This is a genomic window from Gammaproteobacteria bacterium, from assembly GCA_009845905.1.
Classification (GTDB): Bacteria; Pseudomonadota; Gammaproteobacteria; order Steroidobacterales; family Foliamicaceae; genus Foliamicus.
In genome coordinates this window covers 1-20,377 of the sequence record VXYS01000003.1, presented here as the reverse complement: position 1 = coordinate 20,377, position 20,377 = coordinate 1, and the positions used below count along the sequence as shown (strand labels likewise).

Here is a 20,377-nt window from a genome sequence, read left to right as displayed (position 1 = left end):
GCGTTATCGGCTCAAGGGCTCGGGCGTCGTTGAAGATCGGATTGTTGATTTGCGGCCGGCGTTGTGAATCCCGCGCATCAGCGAGTCGGCGGGACCAGCACCAGCTTGCCGACGAAGTCCTTGGCGAGGAACTCCGCCTGGGCTCGCGCGATCTCCCGCAAAGGGAAGGTCCTGGCCGCGACCGCCCGGATCTCGCCGCGCTCGACATAGGAGATCAGGTTCTCGAACACGGCGTCCTCCTGGAAGGTGCAGCCGAAGAAGGTGAGGTCCTTGAGGTAGAGCGAGCGAAGATCCAGTTGTACCAAGGGTCCCCCGATCGCGCCGGCCGCCGCGTAGCGCCCGCCGACCTTTAGACCTTCCAGCAGAGCCGGCCAGGAGGGTCCCGCCACAACGTCGACCACCACGTCGAGGGTTTTCTCGCCCACAGCGTCGGCCAGGTCGGCATCCGCGGGCACGACCTCGTCGGCCCCGAGGGCCCGCACCGCGTCCGCCTTCGAACGGCCGGCCACCGCCACGACGAACGCGCCGCGCCGCGTGGCGAGTTGAACGGCCGCCGAGCCCACCCCACCCGATGCACCTGTCACCAGCACGCGCTCGGCCCCCACGGAGGCTCGGTGCAGCATGTTTTCCGCAGTCGAAAAGGCGCAGGGAACGCTCGCCAACTCAGCGTCGCTCCAATCGCAGTTCACGGCGTAGCTCTCACGCGCAGGCGCCTTGACGAACTGCGCGAATGCCCCGTCGCACTCCGAACCCAAGGTCCAGCATTCGAAGGGGCGGTACCCAACGTACGATCGCAGCAGTGGCCGAACAATGACGCGCTCGCCGATCCGGGAGCGCGCGACCCCGCCGCCGACCGCAACGATCCGCCCGCAGCAGTCGGCGCCCTGGATGCGCGGAAACTCCATCGGCGCACCGGACCAGGAGGCGTCTTCGGCCCGGACCTCGCCGACCTCCGTTGCGCCGCGCGTCCCACCGGCTGCGGCGGCGTTCATGGAATACCAGCCGACGCGGGTGTTGATGTCCGTGTTGTTAATTCCAGCCGCGGCGACCTGGATCAGCACCTCGCCGGCTCCCGGCGTTGGCGTGGGAACGTCGTCGTGGTATTCCAGCGCATCGACGCCGCCGTGCCGGGTCAGCAGCACGGCGGTCATAGTCGCTGGAATCGCGTTCGTCACCCGGATTAGCGGTCGCGGAAGGCGGTCTGCTTTTCTACGAAGGGTTCGCGCCAGTCGGGGAAGGCGTCGCGGAATTTCTGGTTGCGCGCGCCGTAGTAGACCAGCGCCTTGCCGGTGCCGCCTTTCCACAGGTCGAAAGCGGGATCGGCATACTCGGAAAAGAACGCCGTCAGGCGTGTGTCCAGGTCCGCAACAACCTCCGCAAACGCCGGTTCGTCGACGAGGTTGGTGGTCTCGCCCGGATCGTCGATCATGTCGTAGAGCTCGTTCGGCGACGCCAGGAAGCGCTTGGTGTATTTCCACTGCCGGGTCTGGATCACCCGGGTGGAGATGTATTCGAAGAAAACCTCGTCTTCCCAGGCCACGTCCTGGCCGCGCAGCATCGGCGCAAAGCTCTCTCCGGGAGAATTGGCGATCTCCAGATGCCCAAGACCAAGGTATTCGAGCAAGGTCGGCAGCATATCGAACTGATTGACCATGGCTGTTTCCGTCGCACCCGCTTCGATGCGGCCGGGATGGCGAAAGATCAACGGCAGCTGCATGTTGGCGTTGTAGGCCGGCTCGGGTTCGCCCCAGGACGAATTGCCCCACAGGCCAAGCTGTCCCCAGCTCGATCCCTGGTCGGCGAGAAACACCACCAATGTATCGTCGCGCAGGCTCAGTTCATCCAATGCCGCCAATACAGTGCCGATGCCCTCGTCCACATGCGTCATTTCCGCGGCGATGTTGATCATGGCCGTGGAGTTGTTGAGCGCATCGATGGCCGACCAGGGATAGGTTCCGCCCTCGGTCGGCTCGGGCGCGGGCGCCGTATTGTTCCTGGCCCATTCCCGCATGTACGGGTGCACCCGGTTCTGCGGCATGGCGGGCACGTTGTCCTCGTAGTAGTCCGCGTGGCGGGAGACCGGCGGTTGATTCACCGTGGGCGGCAGAATGTACGGCCCGTTGTAGGACAGCCAGAGGAAGAACGGACGCGCTCCCTCGGCCGATTCTTGTTCCTTGTAGTGGGCAAGGAAGTCCACCGCCCGGCGGGACCAGAAGTCGGTGAGATGTTCGTCCCGGTCGAGCACGTTATAGGACTCGCCGTTATCGAAGATCTGCGCGTCGACGAAACTGGACGTATGGCCACCGCGGAACGTGGTCCACCACTGAAACCCGAGCTGGGGTTTCTCATGCCGGCCCAGGTGATATTTCCCGACCAGGCCGGTGTAATAGCCGGCGTCGGCCAACGTCTGCGGCAAGTTGCGGAATTCCTCAATCGCGGCATAGTCTTCGACCGCGTAACGGGCCGGCAGTCCGTTGTGCACGCCATTGGCCGACGGAATCAGCCCAGTCATCAGCACGGCACGCGACGGCGAGCACACACCGGAGGTAGCGTAGGCGTGAGCGAACAGCAAACCGTCGCGCGCCAGTCGATCGATATTGGGGGTCCTGATGTCCCGATTGCCGTACGCCCCAAGCAGGTTGGGGCTCTGGTTGTCGGTCATGATGAGGAGGACGTTGGGGCGGTCCTGGGCGGTGGCGCCAGTCGCGAAAAGGGCTGCCAAGGCGATGGCTGCATAGACCGTGCGGCAGGTCATTCTATTTTTCCTGGGCGCGCACGTAGCTCTCAAGCACGCGGTTCATCCGGGATTGATAACCTTTCCCGGACGCCCTGAAGTAGGCCAACACGGAACGCTTGACGCGCAAGGTGATCTGCTCCGTCCGGTCCGGCTCAACCAGCTCGGCATTTCGCCAGAAATCGTCATCCAGCTCGGGAATGTCGCTGAAGTCAATGTCCTGATCCTTGGCGTCCGCGATCTGCCTGGGCGTCAGGGGTTTATTGTGTTTTCTCATGGTTTGTCTGTCTTTGATTCTTGTCTCTTCCCACTCATAATCCAAGTTCTATTGAGCCCTACAAATTGTAGTTACAACCAAGAAAGATTCTACGATTAGCCGCGTCTTGTCAATCGGATGGGGCGGACTGCGCAATATTCCAAATTTTTCGGCTTTGTCGATGCAGCAAATATTCAAAATCGCGGCCTTTGAAAAAGCTATGGCCACCGGATGGTGGCCATAGGGTCCGTCGCCCATATGGGGTCGACAAATTGAGTTTCTAAGTAAGAGTATGCGAATGGGTTACGCAGCTGTCAACGAACAAAGTTGGCGATCTGTTGAGATTAGAGCTCATCATTCTTTAGCGGTGCTTGAGCTATAGATATTCCAGAACGACTCTGCTTTATTCTCAGATAAGGCGTGCCGCTCACTTAGCTCGCGTTAAAGCCAAACAGCTTGTCTTGCTAGGTCTGGTAGGCTGCGCGGTTTATACAACAACAGCGGCGAGTAAGCCGTAGTTATTCTTCGAAAGCACTCGTTCCGCGGGGGACTCATGCCAACATTTACAAACTATCAAACATTCATGCTGCCCGTTCTGCAGGCACTTGCCAACGGAACTGAGACATCTCTTGCAGATATACGCGAGCGAGTGGCCGCCGCTGAAGGCTTCACAAAAGAACAGGTGGCAGAAGAATATCCAAGTGGGGGATCAAAGCTGGCAGTTCAAGTGCAATTCGCTTTGCTCGGACTAATGCAGGCCAGTCTGATCGATCGGGTTCGCCGCGCAGTCTACAAACTCACTACTGATGGAGAGCGGCTATTAGCGCAGAGACCGGCAAGAATCGACGACCGTTTCCTGCGTCGTTACCCATCTTTCGTCGAATGGGAGGAGCGTGTCAGAGCACAGAGGGAAGCGCAACCGCAGCACCGTCCATCAGACTCAAGACACGACGCGCTCGAGACAACGCCTGAAGAAACGATGGGAAATGCCTACCGGGAAATGCGGGCAATTCTGGAAGCCGAAATACTGGGACGGATTCGTGATGCCGAGCCGGCGTTTCTTGAACGCGTGGTGGTCCATCTGCTGACAGCGATGGGTTACGGCGGTGGTGATGCAGCGCTGGCGCGCGTTACCGGAGGCTCAGGCGACGAAGGCATTGACGGAAAGATAAAGGAAGACTCACTTGGCCTAGACGAAGTCTATATTCAGGCGAAAAGGTATGCCCGCAACAATCGCGTGGGCATTGCGGATGTGCGCAACTTTGCGGGGGCATTGGATAACGCGGGTACCATCAAGGGCGTATTCGTTACCACATCCAGCTTCTCGCAGGCCGCGGAAGACTATGTTGCGGGGAATCCCAAGCGCATTGTGCTGATTGATGGGGAGGAACTGGCCCGCCTGTTGGTTCACCACGATGTCGGCGTTCGAACGAGGGCCAACTACGAAATTAAGGGAATTGATGAAGACTACTTTGAACTGCAGGGTTTGTAGCTTTGCCGGAGCAGCAATCTAATCAGGCTTGGACATTCGCGGATCATTGTTGCCGGCATGTCTTACTTCCGGCAGCGGGTCGTTCGCCGCTTCTCTGCTCCAACGAATTACCGCATCGTTGGCGTCATATCCTTTCTCGATCATGCTAAGCGCCAACTGCGCGCAACGCCAACGTAACAGCGGCACATCGAAGTCTTCATCTTGGAGTTCGCCATATTGGAGTTTCTTATGGAGCTTTTCGAGTCCCTCGGCCACGAGCGGCGCGATGGCATCGCGTTGTTTGTCGCAACCGTGCGCGAATATCCAGTCGGCCATCCTGAGAGAAATTGCAAGCGCAGCCTTTCTGCGCGCAGCGACGATAACCCCGATCTCTCGTACCAATTCGATTGGTGGTGAGACTACTACAGCGTTTTCGTCCGATGCTCTTCGCAACCAGAACGCCAGTCCTACCGACGCATCTACCGCTATCCTAGAAACATCGGAAGCCAGCGCGACTTTCATTTCATGAACAATATCGTCGAGCAAGTGAGGTAACAGGCGCGCAAAACCGGCGTATAGACTTCGAGCCGGCATTGCCGATTCATTCAACTTCATCGCTTTCGTGTACAGCTGCTGGACAACTTCTTGCGGAATATCGATCGCCACGAGAATGTGGCACAGGCCGCTTAGGGCCTTCCGAATTTGGTCGTCGGCACCACCAGGGAAGAAGTCTGCGGACGCTCCAGTGAGCCGTCGCAGAGATGCGGGCACCGGTTCCTCCGACCATTGCTTGATTGCGTCCGCCAGACGCGACTGCTCCTGCTCCGAGAGCGGGAAAGGCTTACCACGCACCCGAAGATTCCTGATTGCAAACCCCACTTGCCAAAAGGTTTCCCAGTAGTCTTTGGGCTCGGCCAAGCTGTCCTCATCCAGCCATTTGGCGCGAAACTGCTTCTCCGCAAGTCCTTTCTTCGGCTCGGGCAACACAAGAAAGGCCCAATCGAACAAGTCCGTCCCAGACGGCAATTCATCATGCTCGACAAAGCCAACGCCCCATAGAGCCTTGGAGATTCTGGAGCGTTCCCCGGCGCTCAGCTTCACCACATTCTCCAATTGAAGTGTCCTTAGGGCGGCCCGCTTTCGTGTTTCCTCATCCCCCTTTAGCGCGCGCACAAGATTGCGAACGATCTCCGCCCGCCTTGAATTTGTTGCCTTCGTTCGCGCCACTGGGGGAGAACCGTGTCTGGCGAGCACCGCATAAGTGTCAGGATAGTTTGTGGCGAGGCGCCTTTTTCCAGCGTCTCCAACGCCTTGAACCGCAAATCCGTCCATGCCGACAATGGGGGCTTCAAAAAGGTCGAGAACCCGGTCTTCTCGAATACTGTCAGGCAATGCCTCCCAGGTCCTGAGCAATAAGTTCCAGACCGCTCGCTCAACTAGCATCGTTGCGGCAATGTCGCTGTGCGAGTACCAGCCGATCACCTTGCTCCAGATTGAGTCCAGTTCTTGCGACTCCATTCGCAAAACGAACCGTGAAAGAGCTTCCATTAGGACCACCAGCCGTTTGCGCGAGTAGTCTCGAGCCAGCGCATCCGATACCACGATTCGCCGCCGGATGAATTCGATGCCGCGGATACAAGTGTTCGCCAGCCGCTGCACCGCCTCATCAGGAATGACCGCTACACGAGCCCGTGAGAGCACGAAGTTGAGCGTGTCGCACGAATCGCTGTTGGACGCCCGCAGCACAAGGCGCGCCGCAAATTCAGGTTCGTGTCGCCATAGCCGCCTTGCCGCGAGCAGCATGTTCTTGGCCGCAACAGTTGTAATCTCCACCGAAGGCGGTAGACCAGCGACTTCCGCTAGACGCACTGCACGGTGTGCTGCTGACCACTGCCAGATTTCGGCATTGGAAAATGACAAGCCCGGCATTCGAACCATTCCAAGATCGAAAAGTGGGCCCTTGTCCAGAGCACTCTCGCCCTTGATCTGTTCAGCACAGAACTGCATCTCTTGTGGGGCATTGCAGAGCACTGGTGTCAACTCAGCCCATCGCCTCCATGTATCAGTCGCCGCCTTCCGGTATTCTTCGTACGCCGGTGTCAGCCACGAACAGTAGAGTGCCCAAGCCTCACGGGACTTGGCCGAAACATCGATGTCGCTGTCGGGAACACTGCGAACAACATGCAGTGCTCTCTGGTTCAATTCGCGCGCCTCGGCATCGCGACCGAGCTCGAACAACAGCGCGGCCTTACGCATCATCCACACCGGATCGCAATCATCCGTGCGCCACGCTTCAAGCAAACCTTCAAGCGACTCGAAGCCCAAGTCAAAAATAGCCCAAAGGCACTTCTCGTGCTGAATGCGCTGCGCGATGTCGCTTGAACCGTCTTCAAACCATGCTATGTCCACTAGCCGCTGGTTGAACTCCTCCGCGTCGAATCGAAGCCGCGCAGCCGTAGCCAAAGCCAAGGACACCGCAACCCATGCCTTAGAGATTTCCACCCAGTCCGCATCCCGCACGGCTTCGCCGTCTATCTCTTGGCGCTCGCAATCAATTTGGGCCAAAACTACGCGCGCAGTCTCCGCGAGACGTGCCGACACCACTTCCGCTTGAGAAAGCGGCTTAAGCCGGATTTCCCAACGCCACACCACCTCATACAACGCCCGTAATCGAGCTACCACATCCATTTCCGGCAACACGTCCAGAATGAACTCGGTGCGCTTTTGCGAGATCCCCATTCCTTGCCGCACGCGCGACGGCGTACTCAGCCAGCCTGGATACGCTTTCGTCCTGTTGTAGCGCCAGACATCAATCAGTTCCTCTGCGATATCAAGTTTGCTACTGGATGACCCTTCTTCTTTGGTGGTCAATTCAGGCTCTGCCATGGGCTCATTGGTTGCTTTTACCGGCAATGGCTTGAGGTGCTCCGGTATTTCTTCTGAGGGACCAGGGGAAGGAAAAGGCCAAAGCGCAATGTCATAGGGCCGCCCAAAACCGAGCGTGCGAAGAATCCAATCCGTCGCATATGAGTGTCGAACATCCCGGGGGCGCCTGCGCCATTTGCTAGCTTGAGGGTGCCGGGCAAGATCGATCGGCACAATATTGCGATCCTCAAGCATACGGCGCTGGTGAACGGTCAAACCCAGCCAACCCGCCAGATAAATCTTGGGCGCCGATTCACCGAGATTGTCCCGCACCCATCCAGACCATTTCAGAAAATTGGGATCGTCGCCGGAAAACCCGATCAGGACCAGCAGTGTTTCCATCATGGCTTGCTGCACCGTGTTGACGAAAGGCGCAAATCTCTGCGGATAGGTGCGGTAGTGCTCTTCTGTGCATATGAGCGGAAACCGGGCGTCCACAGACCCATGCAGCTTCACGATACGCGGGCCTGCGGCGAGTGGGATTTCGTCCGTACTGCGCACAATGCTGTACGGGTATTCCACGATTGATGGCGCCGTTCTCTCCAAGAGCGTGTCCCAATTCGTTGTGAACACGTCACGCCATGGCAAGGAAAGGAGTTTTTCGTGCGTATTGCCCGGTGCAAAGTCACTGTCGCGAATCATGTTGCGTAAATACCCATTCAGGGCATTCGGACCGAAAGCTGCCTCAAATTCCTGCGCCAGCCTCAGTGGGTCGTTCGTCTGAAAAGAATTACAGTCTGGATACAGGAGTTGGCGCATGCTCTGCGCGAGGATCTTCCACGTGGGCGGGGTTTGCCCGGGCGTGCGCATGCTGACTGCATTTTTGCTGAACCCTGCGCCAACCATGACGGTCGCACCTTGTGCACGCTCCCAGAGCGCATCACGAACACGGTTAACGTGGCTCTGATCGGAAAATCCCATTCACCTGCCCTCGAGCGGATTGATTGTGTCGCCCAATCCCGCGTCGCGCTGCGACCCGTTTTCCAGCAACGTCTTCATATAAGTCTTTATCATGCACGTCCTCTCTTCGGGGAAGATCAACGGGGCTAAATTAAATTGGGATTCGCGAAAAACAAAAACTATTGAATACCAATAAATCGGATCTTTGAACAAACGATTTCTTATACGCTCCAGCTTTCCCTATCAAATAACCGTCAAACAAAAGTGGGAGTTCGCGAGAGACAAAAACTATTGAATAAAAAAAGAATTAGATCTTTGAGTAACCAAAACCTCGCACGCTTCAGCTTTACCCATCAAATAACTATCAAACAAAAGTGAGAGTTCGCGAGAAACAAAACTGTTGAACAAAAAAAGAACTAGATCTTTGAACAAAGAATATCCTTCCCGTCACAGGAATTTTTCATCAAATAACTGTCACAAAAAATAGCAACCATTCCAACTCAAGCCCAGAACGGCAGGTACTTTGCGAATTTCTTTCCCTGCTCCGGGTCGAATGGTTTGATTTGTTCATCCGCCAAGGCGTCCCGAATGATTCGGGACGCAGTTGCGCTATTTTTCTTTTCGATGCCAAATCGCTTGCGAAGCGTGGAATTCGTCATTGGGTCGCGCTCGACATGACGGAGGCAAGCGTGAAGGTAACAGGCTCGCACGCGATCTGTTCGATTCATCTTTTTGAATTCTCGATGGGCAAACAAGACAGCACGTGTATGACCCTCTGGAGATTCAAAAATGGGGGCAGGTAACTGCATAAACTCGGTTTCGAACACTACCTTGTCAATACCGCTACCTCGTTCCTCACAGATACCCGCACGCCGCATCAAAGACGCAAGCGACTCATTGCGTGATGTTGGAGGCGTGTCCAAGAAACGCTCAATGTTTACCAGCGGCAGACCGGGATTGGTGATCTCCATCCGGTCTTCGAATATTTCGACCATGGGTCCGCTGCCGGTCACGTCAAAATCCTGATGGATGAGAGCGTTGGCAACCAGTTCACGAATCGCCAATTCGGGAAACATAGGTACATTTCTACGCAAGGACGCATCAATAATCTCATTACGCGGAAGCAAGGCATTGATGAAATCGACCAAACCCTCAAAACCGCTTGCATAGCCTTTGTGGTGGACCTGCTCCCGTATGGTTCTAATGCGTCCTTTCCCCTCATAGACAATAACCCGCATAGCCTTTCGATCTAGCCGTCTGAACGCAGCAAGGTTTTTTGCGAAGAGTATCGCTCCAAGATTGGTAATGTCCCAATTTCCAGCATGATTTGAAACAATGATTTGGTCTTCTGCCAGCCGCTTCAGAATCCCATCGCGGTCAGTGGGTAATGGCTGCGACAACAAGTCGAAATATGCTGGATAGTCCAGAAGATCGAGAATTCCTCCCGTATCTACTTGCTCCATCGCCTTCAATGCCTCGAAGGGCGTAATGTCAAAAATGCGCCATAACTCGCGCTCAAGGCCTGGATGATCCTTCAGTTTCTTCTGGTACGAACCCACCCGAATGTATTCGACTCCAGAGAATTGTGTCGGACGAACGGTTGCCCGGGGGATCTCCAATAGCACCACGCGCTTCTCCTCCACCTTGAGTTCGTGAAAAAGGAAGTGCAGTCTTGGTGTCAAAGATCGTCCTAGCCAGTTCTCTAGCTCTTCGTTGCCGACCTTCCGCTTTCTTGGCTCGAACTTTGTCCCCTTCAAGTCATGCGTACCATCTTCAATGCCCCAAACCAGGTAGGCATTGGCCTTGCCTTCCAAGGCCGCCATATTGCTCAAAGAGGAAATGTACTCTCCGATATCCTTTGGTTTGGCTTTGTTTTCTTTGAATTCGACCCAAGTCGTCTCTGCGGGCAACCTGCGAAGCTCGTTGATCAGACGAGAAAGGTATTTCTCTCTCGGTTCAAAGCTCATAATCGCAACCCCTCATGAACGTTGCCAAAGCAATTTTCAACGATCAGGGGATCGCTCTAAACCCGCGAGCACTTCCCGGAAGCTGTTGAGACCCGCTTCCAAGTTCTCGATGATTTCAGCGGCGAGGTCGTCTGGCTCGGGCAGGTTGTCGAGATCGGTGAGACTTTTGTCCTTGAGCCAGAAGATGTCGAGGCTGGTCTTGTCGCGGGCCGTAAGCTCCTCGTAGCTGTAGCTGCGCCAGCGGCCTTCCGGCGCCTTCTCCTCGTCCCATGTGGCCTCGCGCTGGTGCCGGTTCTGCGGGTTGTAGCAATCGATGAAATCCGACAGATGCTCGAAGCGCATCGGCTTCTTCTTGAGCGTGTGGTGAATGTTGGTGCGGTAGTCGTAGTACCAGACCTGCTTCGTCCAGGGATTCGGGCTGGCTTCGTGGTTGTCGAAGAAGATCACGTTGGCCTTTACGCCTTGCGCGTAGAACACGCCGGTCGGCAGGCGCAGGATGGTGTGCAGATCGGTGTTGTCCAGCAGTTTCTTGCGGATCGTCTCGCCGGCGCCGCCTTCAAACAGCACGTTGTCGGGCACGACCACGGCAGCGCGGCCGGTGGTCTTGAGCATGGTTCGGATGTGCTGCACGAAATTGAGTTGCTTGTTTGAGGTGGTGGCCCAGAAATCCTGGCGGTTGTAGGTCAAGTCATCCTTTTGCTGCTCACCTTCCTCGTTGGTGAAGCTCATTGAACTTTTCTTGCCGAACGGCGGATTCGCCAGCACGTAATCGAAGCGTTCACCGGCGTCGGCGACCAGAGAGTCATTCGGCGATATCGGCGCGCCGCCCTCAATTTCACCGATGTTGTGCAGGAACATGTTCATCAGGCAAAGCCGTCGCGTGTTGACCACAATCTCGTTGCCATGAAACGCCTCGAACTTCAAGAACGCCTTCTGCTCCTTATCGAGCTTGAAGTTATCCGGATTGGTGATGAAATCGTACGCCGCCAGAAAGAAGCCGCCTGTGCCGCAGGCCGGATCAGCGATGCGCTTGCCCGGTTCGGGCCGCACGCATTCGACCATGGCGCGAATTAGGGCGCGAGGCGTGAAATACTGACCTGCGCCCGACTTGGTGTCCTCAGCATTTTTTTCCAGCAGGCTCTCATAAATGTCGCCCTTGATATCTGCGCCCATGGTCACCCAGCTGGCATCGTCAATCATGGCGATGAGGCGATACAGTTTTGCCGGATCCTGAATCTTGTTCTGGGCGCTGACGTATATCTGTCCCAGCAGGCCCTTCTTTGTGCCTAGCTTGCGCAGCGTGGCGACATAGTGGTCTTCCAACTCCGCGCCTTTCCTTGACTTCAGGCTAGTCCACTTGTGCTCGGCAGGAATGCCTAAATCGCGGTTGTAGGGCGGCTTGGAATATTCGTCCGCCATTTTAAGGAATATCAGGTAGGTCAGTTGCTCTAGGTAGTCGCCATAACCCACCCCGTCATCGCGCAGCGTATGACAAAAGCTCCAGACCTTGGAAACGATGGGGGCGCTGTTCATGCAGTAGTTCTCATCTTTCTGGCCTTCCTGGCGGTTTCCACACTCTTTCTAACCTTCTCCCTCTCCGCGTTGATTTGCTCCAAAAGCACTGATGCCGGCTCATCATCGGAATCCTGCGCTACGAGTTGACCAGAAAAGGCTTTCTTCAGAATCGATTGGCGCAAAAATTCGGCTCGTTGCAGTGAGAAAGTGATGACTTGTTCGCATTGATCAACTTCGGCAAGCCGTGTATCAAGCAATTCGTTAATTGCCTCTTGTTCGCCCAAGCTGCAAATTGCAACTGGAACTAAATTAAGCTGTTTGATTCCCGCCAAATTCACCATCGCCGTGCCTTTAGCGTCTGAAAGCACTTTCCGTTGAAAAAAGGCAGACTCAAATAACCTAACAAAGAAGCGCCTATCGAGGATCGAGTCGTTGATGCGTACTCGCATTAGGGCCTGATTTATCACTCCCGGCACCGAGCTTTCTGGAAGTTCAAAAATTCTGCCTACCGTTCCAGCACAACTCACTATGAAATCGCCAGGCAAAGCAGCAAATCCCGATAATTCTCTATACTTTTCCTCGTTGATGAAGTAGCTGCCTCGTGAGGCGTCTCGGTAAATGGCATTCCCTTGTTGATAGACCTTAAAGCCGCTCGGAACAAACATGCTCTTTGTAATCGAACTTCCGAATGGTCCCCGTCTTAGTTCTATGTCGAGCAAACCGAAACGAGTCCAACTCCATCCATCCGGTAGCTCAGACAATTCGCCCAATTCCTCAGCAGTGAGATCGGGTAGAGATTTCGGGGCTTTAGGTTTGCGACCCTCTGCCCCAGCGGCTTTCCATTCGTTGAGTTGCCGTTCGTAGCGAGCCGAACGTTCCTGTTTGATACGCGCTAGCAATTGCTCAGGGTTATCTAGCTGGTCTTTATTTCCTTCGCGCCATTGCGCTGTGAGCTTGCCTTCGAAGGCGTGTTTCAGGATGGCTTGGCGATAGATTTTGAGCTGCTCGCGCGCCTTCTCCAGATTTTTGACGCCCTTGTCCAATTCGGAGAACAGTTCTTCGATCCTGGTGACTATGCGGTGTTGCTCGTTGAGCGGTGGAAGTGGAAGTGGAATTGCCTCGATAGTCTTGGATGACAAGTGCTTTACCGTCACAGATGAAGTCTCAGCGTTTATTGCGTTTAGATACGGTTGCAGGCAAAGAAATAGGAATCTGCCATCAAAGAGATTGCTTTGATTCTGAATTCTGCACACGCGCTGGTTCAACAGACCCTCTTCACCTTTCCAGCGCGCGACCCTAAAGTCTCCATCCATCCCTACGAGAATATCTCCAGAACAAACTTTGTACCGTTCGTCAAATTCTCCAAAGTAGCGGTGTTCTGTATGAATTCCTTGAATGTCCCTAATTCGAATTAGCGGGACCCCGTTTTCTCTATCGAAGTATGCAGACTGGAATGCGAAGCCATTTTGGACTTCGGCTACTTGTGACAGAGGAATCCTTTCCCAATGCGAAGCCTTGCATAGAAGCTGGTAGGTGCCCTGGCCTACTATTTCACTCGGCGAAATACCTAAGGTCATCTACGCCGCCAGCGCCTCATTCAACTCGCCAATCACGTCGTCCATCCGGTCGCCGAACAGCTTGTACATCTGCCCCATGCCGCCTTGGCTGTCAAATGGAGCCATATCCAGATCGCTGCGGTCGAGATGGAATGATGTGATGATGTGGTCGCGGATCATGTGGAGCCATGCCATCTGCTGCTCGTTGAATTTCTCGCCACTTCCTTTGTGGCGCGTCATGATCCAGATCTGGAAATTGCGGCGGACGGTATTTCGGTACGGCGAAAGCGTTGAGTCCATTCCGCAAACTCGGCGGATCAACGCCACCAGTGCCGTGAGGTCGTTGATCGGCTGACCCCCCTGATAATCGTCTAGCAGCGCGTAAGCTTGCCAGACTCGCGCCGGGGCCAGCCGCGGCCTGTCGCTCTTCAGCCTGTCGAGCACGTCCCGGATCATGGCGTAGGTCACCTGGCTGCGGCGGTGCGGCTGCTCGAAGAAGATAGTCAGCGCCTCGATCTCGTCGCGGTTGTCTTCCAGGTATCGCCTGAACTCCTGCGCGATCGCTGCCGCGTTTTCCCGGGCGTCGCCCGCCCATCCGGCACCGGTCAGGGTGTCCAGGCCCTCATGGTCGATGGTCTGTTCCTTGTCGCGGCGAATGTTGTCAATCAACTCAATCAATTCGCCATCGAATACGCTGGCGGCTTCGCCGACCAAGGCTTGCCGAGCCTTTTCTAAGGCTGCGGGCGATGCCTCCTCGCGGACGGCCTTGGGGTTGATTTCAATAGCCTTGTCTAATACGCGATCAGGATCGATGGCAGCTAGCAGATTGCCGACGATCGCTGTGAGAGCAACCCCGCCGGCCTTTTCCTGAACTCGCGACTGCTCCGCGGGGCTGAGTTGCTGATTGAGCCGGGCCAGACGGCCGGCAAGGGAACTGATCGTTTCCTCGTCGCAAGCGCCCATCATCACGCCCATTGCCAGGTCCTTGAGTGGTACGGAGGGCTTGGAGTCCAGCGGCTGGCTCGCGGTTTTCAGCGATTTGGTGACGCCGACGGCATCGACAATCACATAGTGGGTCTTGCCGCTGCCAGCCGATGGCGAGACTTTCCTCAAGTCATCATGGCCGAGGGTGCGGACACCGCGGCCCTTCATCTGCTCGAAATAGTTGCGGCTGCGCACGTCGCGCATGAAAAGCAGGCATTCCAGCGGCTTCACGTCGGTGCCGGTGGCGATCATGTCCACCGTCACGGCGATACGCGGATAGTAGTCGTTGCGAAATTGCGCCAGCACGGAATCCGGGTCTTCGGTGGCCCGATAGGTGATCTTCTTGCAAAACTCGTTGCCCTCGCCGAATTCCTCACGCACGGTCTGGATGATGTCGTCGGCGTGGCTGTCGGTCTTGGCGAAGATCAGTGTCTTCGGGATTTCGTCGCGGTGAGGAAATATCTCGGGCAACTTGTCACGGAAGGTTTGGATAACCGTGCGTATCTGATCCGGGTTTACTACATCGCGGTCGAGTTCCCGGGGACTGTAAGTGACATCTGCATCCTGAACCTCCCAACGGCTGCGGCGCGTCAACCGCTCCCGCTTCTCGACCTGCTGATTCAGCTTGAGCTGCCCGCCCTGCTGAGTCGTCTCCGTCTCGATGACATAGATCTCGTTGCCGACATTTACGCCGTCGGCGACCGCTTGCTCGTGGCCGTATTCGCTGACCACGTTTTTCTTGAAGAAGCCGTAGGTGCGTTTATCCGGCGTGGCGGTCAGGCCGATGAGAAAGGCATCGAAGTACTCCAGCACCTGGCGCCAGAGGTTGTAAATCGAGCGATGGCACTCGTCGATGATGATGAAATCGAAGAACTCCGGTGGAATCTTGCCGCTATAGGCGACAGGCACGGGTTCCTTGGGCCGTACCTTTAGCTCTGCGGGATTGACCTCCTCAGCGGCTTCGTCCAGTTCCTTGTCCTGGAGGAGCGAGTACATGCGCTGGATGGTGCTGATGCAGACGTGGCTATCCGTGCTGACGAAGGACGACTTGAGGCGCTGAACGCCGTAAAGCTCGGTGAACTTGCGGTTGTCGTCGCTGGGCATGTAGGCCATGAACTCCTGCTCAGCCTGTTTGCCCAGATTCCTCGTGTCCACCAGAAACAGGATGCGCTCGGCATCGACATGCTTGAGTAGCCGGTAGATTGACGTGATGGCCGCGTACGTCTTGCCCGAGCCGGTGGCCATCTGAATGAGGGCGCGCGGGCGGTTTTCCTTGAAGGACTTCTCCAGCCTCTTGATCGCGTTGACCTGGCATTTCCTGAGTCGCTCGCGATCCAGGACGGGTAGCCTCTGGAGGCGTGCGCGCAACGACGCTGGCTGATCGCGCCACTGTTGTAGTGTTTTCGGCCGAGGGAAGCCGAATATCTCGCGGGATCGGGGTTTCGGATCGCGCGTATCCGTGAAACGCGTTAACACGCCGGTGCTTTCATACACGAACGGCAAGGGCTCCTGATTGTTCAGCCACTTGAGCTTGGCAGCGGCATAACCGCCCGATTGCGCTTCGACCTTCGTTATGTTCTGCCCCCAGTTCTCCGGCTTGGCCTCGATAACCCCGACCGCGTTTTTATTGACAAAGAGAACGTAATCGGCAGGGCCGATGTCCGTCTGATACTCGCGCACTGCAATCGCGGGGCCAGCGCCGAAATCTATTCTGTCCTTCGATTGCACTTTCCAGCCAGCCTGCTCCAACTTCCCGTCAATGATGTCGCGTGCGGCCTGTTCGGGTGTCTGGTTAGCTTTTGGCATTCCGTACTACTCGACTGGGAATCATTGGCTTGGAGCGCGGAAGAAAGACGTCCCTATGCATCCAATAACGTCAATTGTTTTTCGCACTACCAGGCTAGAACGGCACCTCGCCTTCAAAGTCATCAAGGTCTTGCGGAGGCCTCGCGGTCAGATTGAAAAAACTTGAGTGTTCTTTAATCCAATCCCATCCACTATCAGTAACATATGCGCCATCATAGGTTCCATTTGGATCGTCTACTTCCTCGACAGCAATGATTTCTTGCCGCAGAAGACCTCGAAACGCAATGCCAATCGCAACATCCGTAAGTCCTATTGACTGTGCATTTTTCTGCACTAGCCAAATGCTGTGCCTAGTGCCGGGCGCCGCTGTCGCCGCCGCCACTACACCAAGAAGTTGAATTTCCATTTGTGTTAGTCCGTCCCTCGGCGCTATCGGATCGGATTTGCTAATTTGCCCCTGAATTGCACCTCTCTGCAGGGCCTTCGCCCTCTCTGTCACCTGCTGCTTTAATGCCTCGAAGTCGCTTGTTGACTCGGACTTGTAATGAATAACCTTCCTATGTCGGATGTCGAAAGGCAATGCGTCCTCTCGCTCATCGCAACAGGTCAAGATCACTGGCTTGCCGGCCGCGTAGGCAAATCCGAGTTCATACCAAACGTTTGGATTATCCGTTGTTACGTCTGCCAAACAGATCGGAGAAAGTGTTATGCCCTTTTCGATGGCATCTATCAACACATCGTCGGCTCCGGGATCTTCATCTACGCGGTAGGCATCGAAACCGGCGTTTGCTAGCGCCGGTTTGAAGGCATCTTCGTATCTCTTATCAAATCTTCCCTTGTCAAAGGGCTGAATAACAAAGCAGGTCGACATTTGGAACTCCTCGCCTTTATCCAACGGGCAACATAACAGCATTGCAAACCGTTTCCCGACGCAAGGCACAAACCCGTTCTCAATATGCGGCTATATGAATCGCCTCGAACATGCTTCACAGCTGAATCATGCAAGGTCCATATCCCAGGCGGCTCTGATCTAGGGGAATTGTTACCTTAGTTACGGGTATTGCCGCCCGCCGGATATTGGCCTGCGCTCTAAGGGTCAACTGCTCCTAGTCTGAACTGTACGAGAACACGCGTTCATCCAATGCAATTGTTGACTCCTGATTCAACCGAGCCGGACGTTTTACTGAAGCTTTGACAAGCCCAACCTTGAGCAAAACGTCGCCCTGAACTGCCCATTGCCTTTTCTTCGGAACGATGATCTCTATAGGAATATCGCTTCGAATCATACCGCTTTCACCTCTTTCAACCACAAAATTACCACCTTCCAAGAAATCACTTGATGTCACAGGACGAACACGTCGCGCGGATTGAATCCAGCATCGAAGGATTGCTGGTTTATCTTTGGGAAGAATTTGTGCTTCTACGCGAGCCAAGAACTTCTTCGGTTCTCCGGCTTTCAGTTTTCTTATGTCACCCCTGATTGCAAGCTTGTTCGACTTGAGTTTGATAGATTGCACAATCTCTGAAAAAAGTCTGGGGATTGCTGAGGGCTCGCTATTCCTTACAAGGTGCGTCAATTCATCACGAATATCCTCAAATGGGTAAGGGATATGAACTATGGGTCCGGTTTCGCCAAGACGTGCCGGCTTGAGTTCCGCTGGAAGCGCTTTGGGAAATTCTGGATCTATGACAATGATTTGAAGGCCGCCCGTCCTAAAGCGTTCGATAATGCCCGCTCTTAAGTACTCATCTCGCAGGCTATGCCCAGCGATGATCAAGACCTTTGCATCCGCAAGTACCGAAAGGAAGTGAGAATACAGAGCAAAAAAGTGCTGGTCATAAATGTCTTTGAAGCGCGTGGGAAAAACGATTAGCCGACTTACGTCCCTTCCCGCGAAATTCTTATTTGTGTCGAATTGAATATTCTCGATTACTCCGGTGTCATCCCGATACCAAGTGACAGAGCCATGGAGCTTGATCAATGTCAAGGCCCCACCGGTCGGGAAGTTAATAGAGTCGTTCCACAACCATCTCTGCCCCTGTCCGCGCCCGTGCTGCTCAAAGTTATTCTCGACCCTAATTTCTCTCGTGACGGCAACATGTTCGAGCGCGAAGTCATAGTTCGTAGAAAAAACGGGATATCCTGCCGACGCAATGGATTCGACAAACTCTCCAAATATCTCTATTGCCTTTGGGCGGTCAAACTCAAAACAGGTACGCGCTAAAAATTCGAGAATTCTGTTCCGCACGGCCTCAACTTGACTTGCCCTTTTCTTTGCCCGCTTGCGGTATTCCTCTATCTTGGTTCCATACGAGCGGTTTGACACAGATGCTTCAACAAAGGCTGCAAGAGGAGAATCGCGAAAATTTGTGATTGCATTTGCAGCAAGAAGGAACTCTTCCAAGTCGGGCCTTACCTTCAAATTTCCGGTCAAGAACTTGCAGGTTCTCAGTTCCAGGTCCGTAATTCCTGATTTCTCCTTCCGTAGGAAACCTGCGTAGATCCCTTGCATGGCTGGAATTCCAACGGGGATTGATATTCCAGCCCCAACCAGAAACATGATGCTTGGTGCACGACCTGAGTTTCTTGTGTATTCGTTCATTTCAGCTACTTGACGATCACTCCGATAATCAGCAAGCCGGCGGTTGCTCGCGTATTACCACGCCGCCTGCTATTTGGTTTGCAGCATCCTCAACAAATCCGCGAGCACCTATAGCGCCCGGTCACAGACCGGCTTTGAGTTGACTAATCCCCCCTTACCGGCAAACGAGCACAATACTATGGCGAAATACACAATTTGGGAACCAATTCCTAAGTGTGATCTTTCCCCCAGAATCGTCCACCTGGGCTTAGGGAAAAATGTTCCCCTCAGAATCGGTGCACTTGTGCCGTTATCGAGAGGTAGCGTACAGAATATTCTTGAGACATGGTTTACAAATTGGGTATTTGGGAGTCCCGGATGCCCTGGAGAGAGTGCAAGCCAATGGATGAACGACATCGATTCATAGCCCGCCTGTTGGAAGGCGAGAAGATAGCGGTCGCGTGCCGCCAGTTCGGGATTGCCCGCGTCACTCTTTAGCGGCCTCAAACCTCAGCCGCACATAGTCCGCGGTCCACTCCTCGTTCCTCCGGAGCAGCGGTTCGAGCCGGTCGCAAACAGCCGACAGATATCCATTGCGCTGATCACGGGCAACATGCGCAGCAAAACTGTCTGCAAACGTCGCAAGAAAACCCTGCATTCCTTCGGGCAGCGGCGTCGGACGCGGGATTAGTTCGATGTACGGCACACTGAATCCCGCTGCGGCCAGTCTGTTGCTGAACTCATCGGCCGTCGGGAAATGCCAGGGGCTGGCATTCGAACCGTCAATGCCGCGCAGTTCCAGTTCATCTACGAGAGCCGTCACGATCGCCGCGCAGTTGCCGTAACCGCCGAACTCCCCGACGAAGCGCCCGCCGCGTCGCAGCGCGCGGTACACGTTCCCGATGACGATGTCGGTGTCGCTTATCCAGTGAAGCACGGCATTGCTGAACACCGCATCAAATTCATCCTCGAATTCCATTTCGCAGGCGTCCTGCTCGCGCACGTCCAGACCAAGCGTCCGCGCGGCGGCAATGAGTTCGCGGCTGGAATCGATACCGACGGGCTCACAGCCTCGCTCCCTCAGGACCCGTGTCAACTCGCCGTTCTGCGGGGTGGGGATTTCGGAGGTTCGGAGTGTGTTCCGGAAACCTCGAGTAATACTAGTCAGCCAGTTTGAGGCCTACCGTGCACCCGGGGCTTGGGCGTCGATTACGAGCCAGCGGACAGACGTCGGTCGATCGAGCGGGGAGAAGTCTGTGATGGGATTCCCGGAAACGCGCAACCACACGAGCTTCTCCAGGTCGCCGAGCACCCGGATGTCGCGCAAGCGGTTGTCCGCGAGGTCCAAGCGCTGCAGCGACCGCGCTTCGCCCAGCGGGGCGGCGTCCTCCAACCGGTTTTTCCCCATGTCGAGGTGCGCGAGTTTCTGCAGGCCCCATAGCGGCGCCAGGTCCGAGACCTCGTTGCCGTCCAGAACCAGCACTTCAAGGTGGCGCAGTTCCGACAGCGGCCGCAGGTCCGCCACCCGGTTTCCGGACAGGTCCAGCCGGCGCAGCGCCGTCAGTCCCGAAAGTGGCCACAGGTCGGATACGGCGTTGTTCGACAGGTCGAGCACGCGCAGGTGCCCGAGACTCCCGAGCGCGGTGATGTCGCCCACGGCGTTGTCGCCGAGGTCCAGCAC

At 55.5% G+C, this 20,377-nt stretch carries 13 protein-coding genes; 1 reads left to right on the top strand and 12 read right to left on the bottom strand.

All coding sequences use genetic code 11. The annotated features are described in order from the left end of the window. Nucleotides 1-77 precede the first annotated feature (77 nt). Genes F4036_00160 through F4036_00150 form a run of 3 tightly spaced genes read right to left on the bottom strand, consistent with a single transcriptional unit; the run spans nt 78 to nt 3,011 of the window. Nucleotides 78-1,151 (bottom strand): zinc-binding dehydrogenase, encoded by a 1,074-nt coding sequence (locus F4036_00160; protein ID MYK36154.1) that lies wholly within the window; start codon nt 1,149-1,151, stop codon nt 78-80. 29 nt (nt 1,152-1,180) lie between these two features. Beyond that, entirely contained in the window at nt 1,181-2,755 is a 1,575-nt protein-coding gene (locus tag F4036_00155; GenBank protein MYK36153.1) for a sulfatase-like hydrolase/transferase, read from the bottom strand. A gap of 1 nt (nt 2,756) precedes the next feature. After that, nucleotides 2,757-3,011, bottom strand: a complete 255-nt coding sequence (locus F4036_00150; protein MYK36152.1) for a BrnA antitoxin family protein — start codon at nt 3,009-3,011, stop codon at nt 2,757-2,759. Between the two features lie 532 nt (nt 3,012-3,543). Here F4036_00150 and F4036_00145 point away from each other — a divergent pair. Then, nucleotides 3,544-4,482 (top strand): restriction endonuclease, encoded by a 939-nt coding sequence (locus tag F4036_00145; GenBank protein ID MYK36151.1) that lies wholly within the window; start codon nt 3,544-3,546, stop codon nt 4,480-4,482. 18 nt (nt 4,483-4,500) lie between these two features. Here F4036_00145 and F4036_00140 read toward each other — a convergent pair whose 3' ends face one another. The 9 genes from F4036_00140 to F4036_00100 all read right to left on the bottom strand — a co-directional run. Then, nucleotides 4,501-8,307 carry a hypothetical protein gene (locus tag F4036_00140; protein MYK36150.1) on the bottom strand — a complete coding sequence of 1,269 codons (3,807 nt, stop codon included), beginning with the start codon at nt 8,305-8,307 and terminating at the stop codon, nt 4,501-4,503. Between the two features lie 479 nt (nt 8,308-8,786). Beyond that, entirely contained in the window at nt 8,787-10,253 is a 1,467-nt protein-coding gene (locus F4036_00135) for a transcriptional regulator (GenBank protein MYK36149.1), read from the bottom strand. A 36-nt stretch (nt 10,254-10,289) separates the two neighbouring features. Further along, nucleotides 10,290-11,786: an SAM-dependent DNA methyltransferase gene (locus F4036_00130; GenBank protein MYK36148.1), complete on the bottom strand. Its 1,497-nt coding sequence runs from the start codon at nt 11,784-11,786 to the stop codon at nt 10,290-10,292. Next, nucleotides 11,783-13,345, bottom strand: a complete 1,563-nt coding sequence (locus F4036_00125; protein ID MYK36147.1) for a restriction endonuclease subunit S — start codon at nt 13,343-13,345, stop codon at nt 11,783-11,785. Before F4036_00125 ends, F4036_00130 begins: the two co-directional genes overlap by 4 nt. Then, nucleotides 13,346-16,114 (bottom strand): DEAD/DEAH box helicase, encoded by a 2,769-nt coding sequence (locus tag F4036_00120; protein ID MYK36146.1) that lies wholly within the window; start codon nt 16,112-16,114, stop codon nt 13,346-13,348. It lies immediately after the preceding gene. A 94-nt stretch (nt 16,115-16,208) separates the two neighbouring features. Further along, nucleotides 16,209-16,985 carry a hypothetical protein gene (locus tag F4036_00115; protein ID MYK36145.1) on the bottom strand — a complete coding sequence of 259 codons (777 nt, stop codon included), beginning with the start codon at nt 16,983-16,985 and terminating at the stop codon, nt 16,209-16,211. Between the two features lie 235 nt (nt 16,986-17,220). Continuing rightward, nucleotides 17,221-18,717 carry a hypothetical protein gene (locus tag F4036_00110; GenBank protein ID MYK36144.1) on the bottom strand — a complete coding sequence of 499 codons (1,497 nt, stop codon included), beginning with the start codon at nt 18,715-18,717 and terminating at the stop codon, nt 17,221-17,223. Nucleotides 18,718-19,183: 466 nt separating this feature from the next. Continuing rightward, on the bottom strand, nt 19,184-19,864 hold the full coding sequence (locus tag F4036_00105) for a class I SAM-dependent methyltransferase (GenBank protein MYK36143.1): 681 nt from the start codon (nt 19,862-19,864) through the stop codon (nt 19,184-19,186). Between the two features lie 12 nt (nt 19,865-19,876). Further along, nucleotides 19,877-20,377, bottom strand: a 501-nt coding sequence (locus F4036_00100; GenBank protein ID MYK36142.1) for a leucine-rich repeat domain-containing protein, incomplete at its 5' end; no start/stop codon positions are given.

Bases quoted from the DNA above. Each gene is read 5' to 3' on its own strand.
- F4036_00160 (MYK36154.1), bottom strand. From the start codon at position 1,151: ATGACCGCCGTGCTGCTGACCCGGCACGGCGGCGTCGATGCGCTGGAA.
- F4036_00155 (MYK36153.1), bottom strand. From the start codon at position 2,755: ATGACCTGCCGCACGGTCTATGCAGCCATCGCCTTGGCAGCCCTTTTC.
- F4036_00150 (MYK36152.1), bottom strand. From the start codon at position 3,011: ATGAGAAAACACAATAAACCCCTGACGCCCAGGCAGATCGCGGACGCC.
- F4036_00145 (MYK36151.1), top strand. From the start codon at position 3,544: ATGCCAACATTTACAAACTATCAAACATTCATGCTGCCCGTTCTGCAG.
- F4036_00140 (MYK36150.1), bottom strand. From the start codon at position 8,307: ATGGGATTTTCCGATCAGAGCCACGTTAACCGTGTTCGTGATGCGCTC.
- F4036_00135 (MYK36149.1), bottom strand. From the start codon at position 10,253: ATGAGCTTTGAACCGAGAGAGAAATACCTTTCTCGTCTGATCAACGAG.
- F4036_00130 (MYK36148.1), bottom strand. From the start codon at position 11,786: ATGAACAGCGCCCCCATCGTTTCCAAGGTCTGGAGCTTTTGTCATACG.
- F4036_00125 (MYK36147.1), bottom strand. From the start codon at position 13,345: ATGACCTTAGGTATTTCGCCGAGTGAAATAGTAGGCCAGGGCACCTAC.
- F4036_00120 (MYK36146.1), bottom strand. From the start codon at position 16,114: ATGCCAAAAGCTAACCAGACACCCGAACAGGCCGCACGCGACATCATT.
- F4036_00115 (MYK36145.1), bottom strand. From the start codon at position 16,985: ATGTCGACCTGCTTTGTTATTCAGCCCTTTGACAAGGGAAGATTTGAT.
- F4036_00110 (MYK36144.1), bottom strand. From the start codon at position 18,717: ATGAACGAATACACAAGAAACTCAGGTCGTGCACCAAGCATCATGTTT.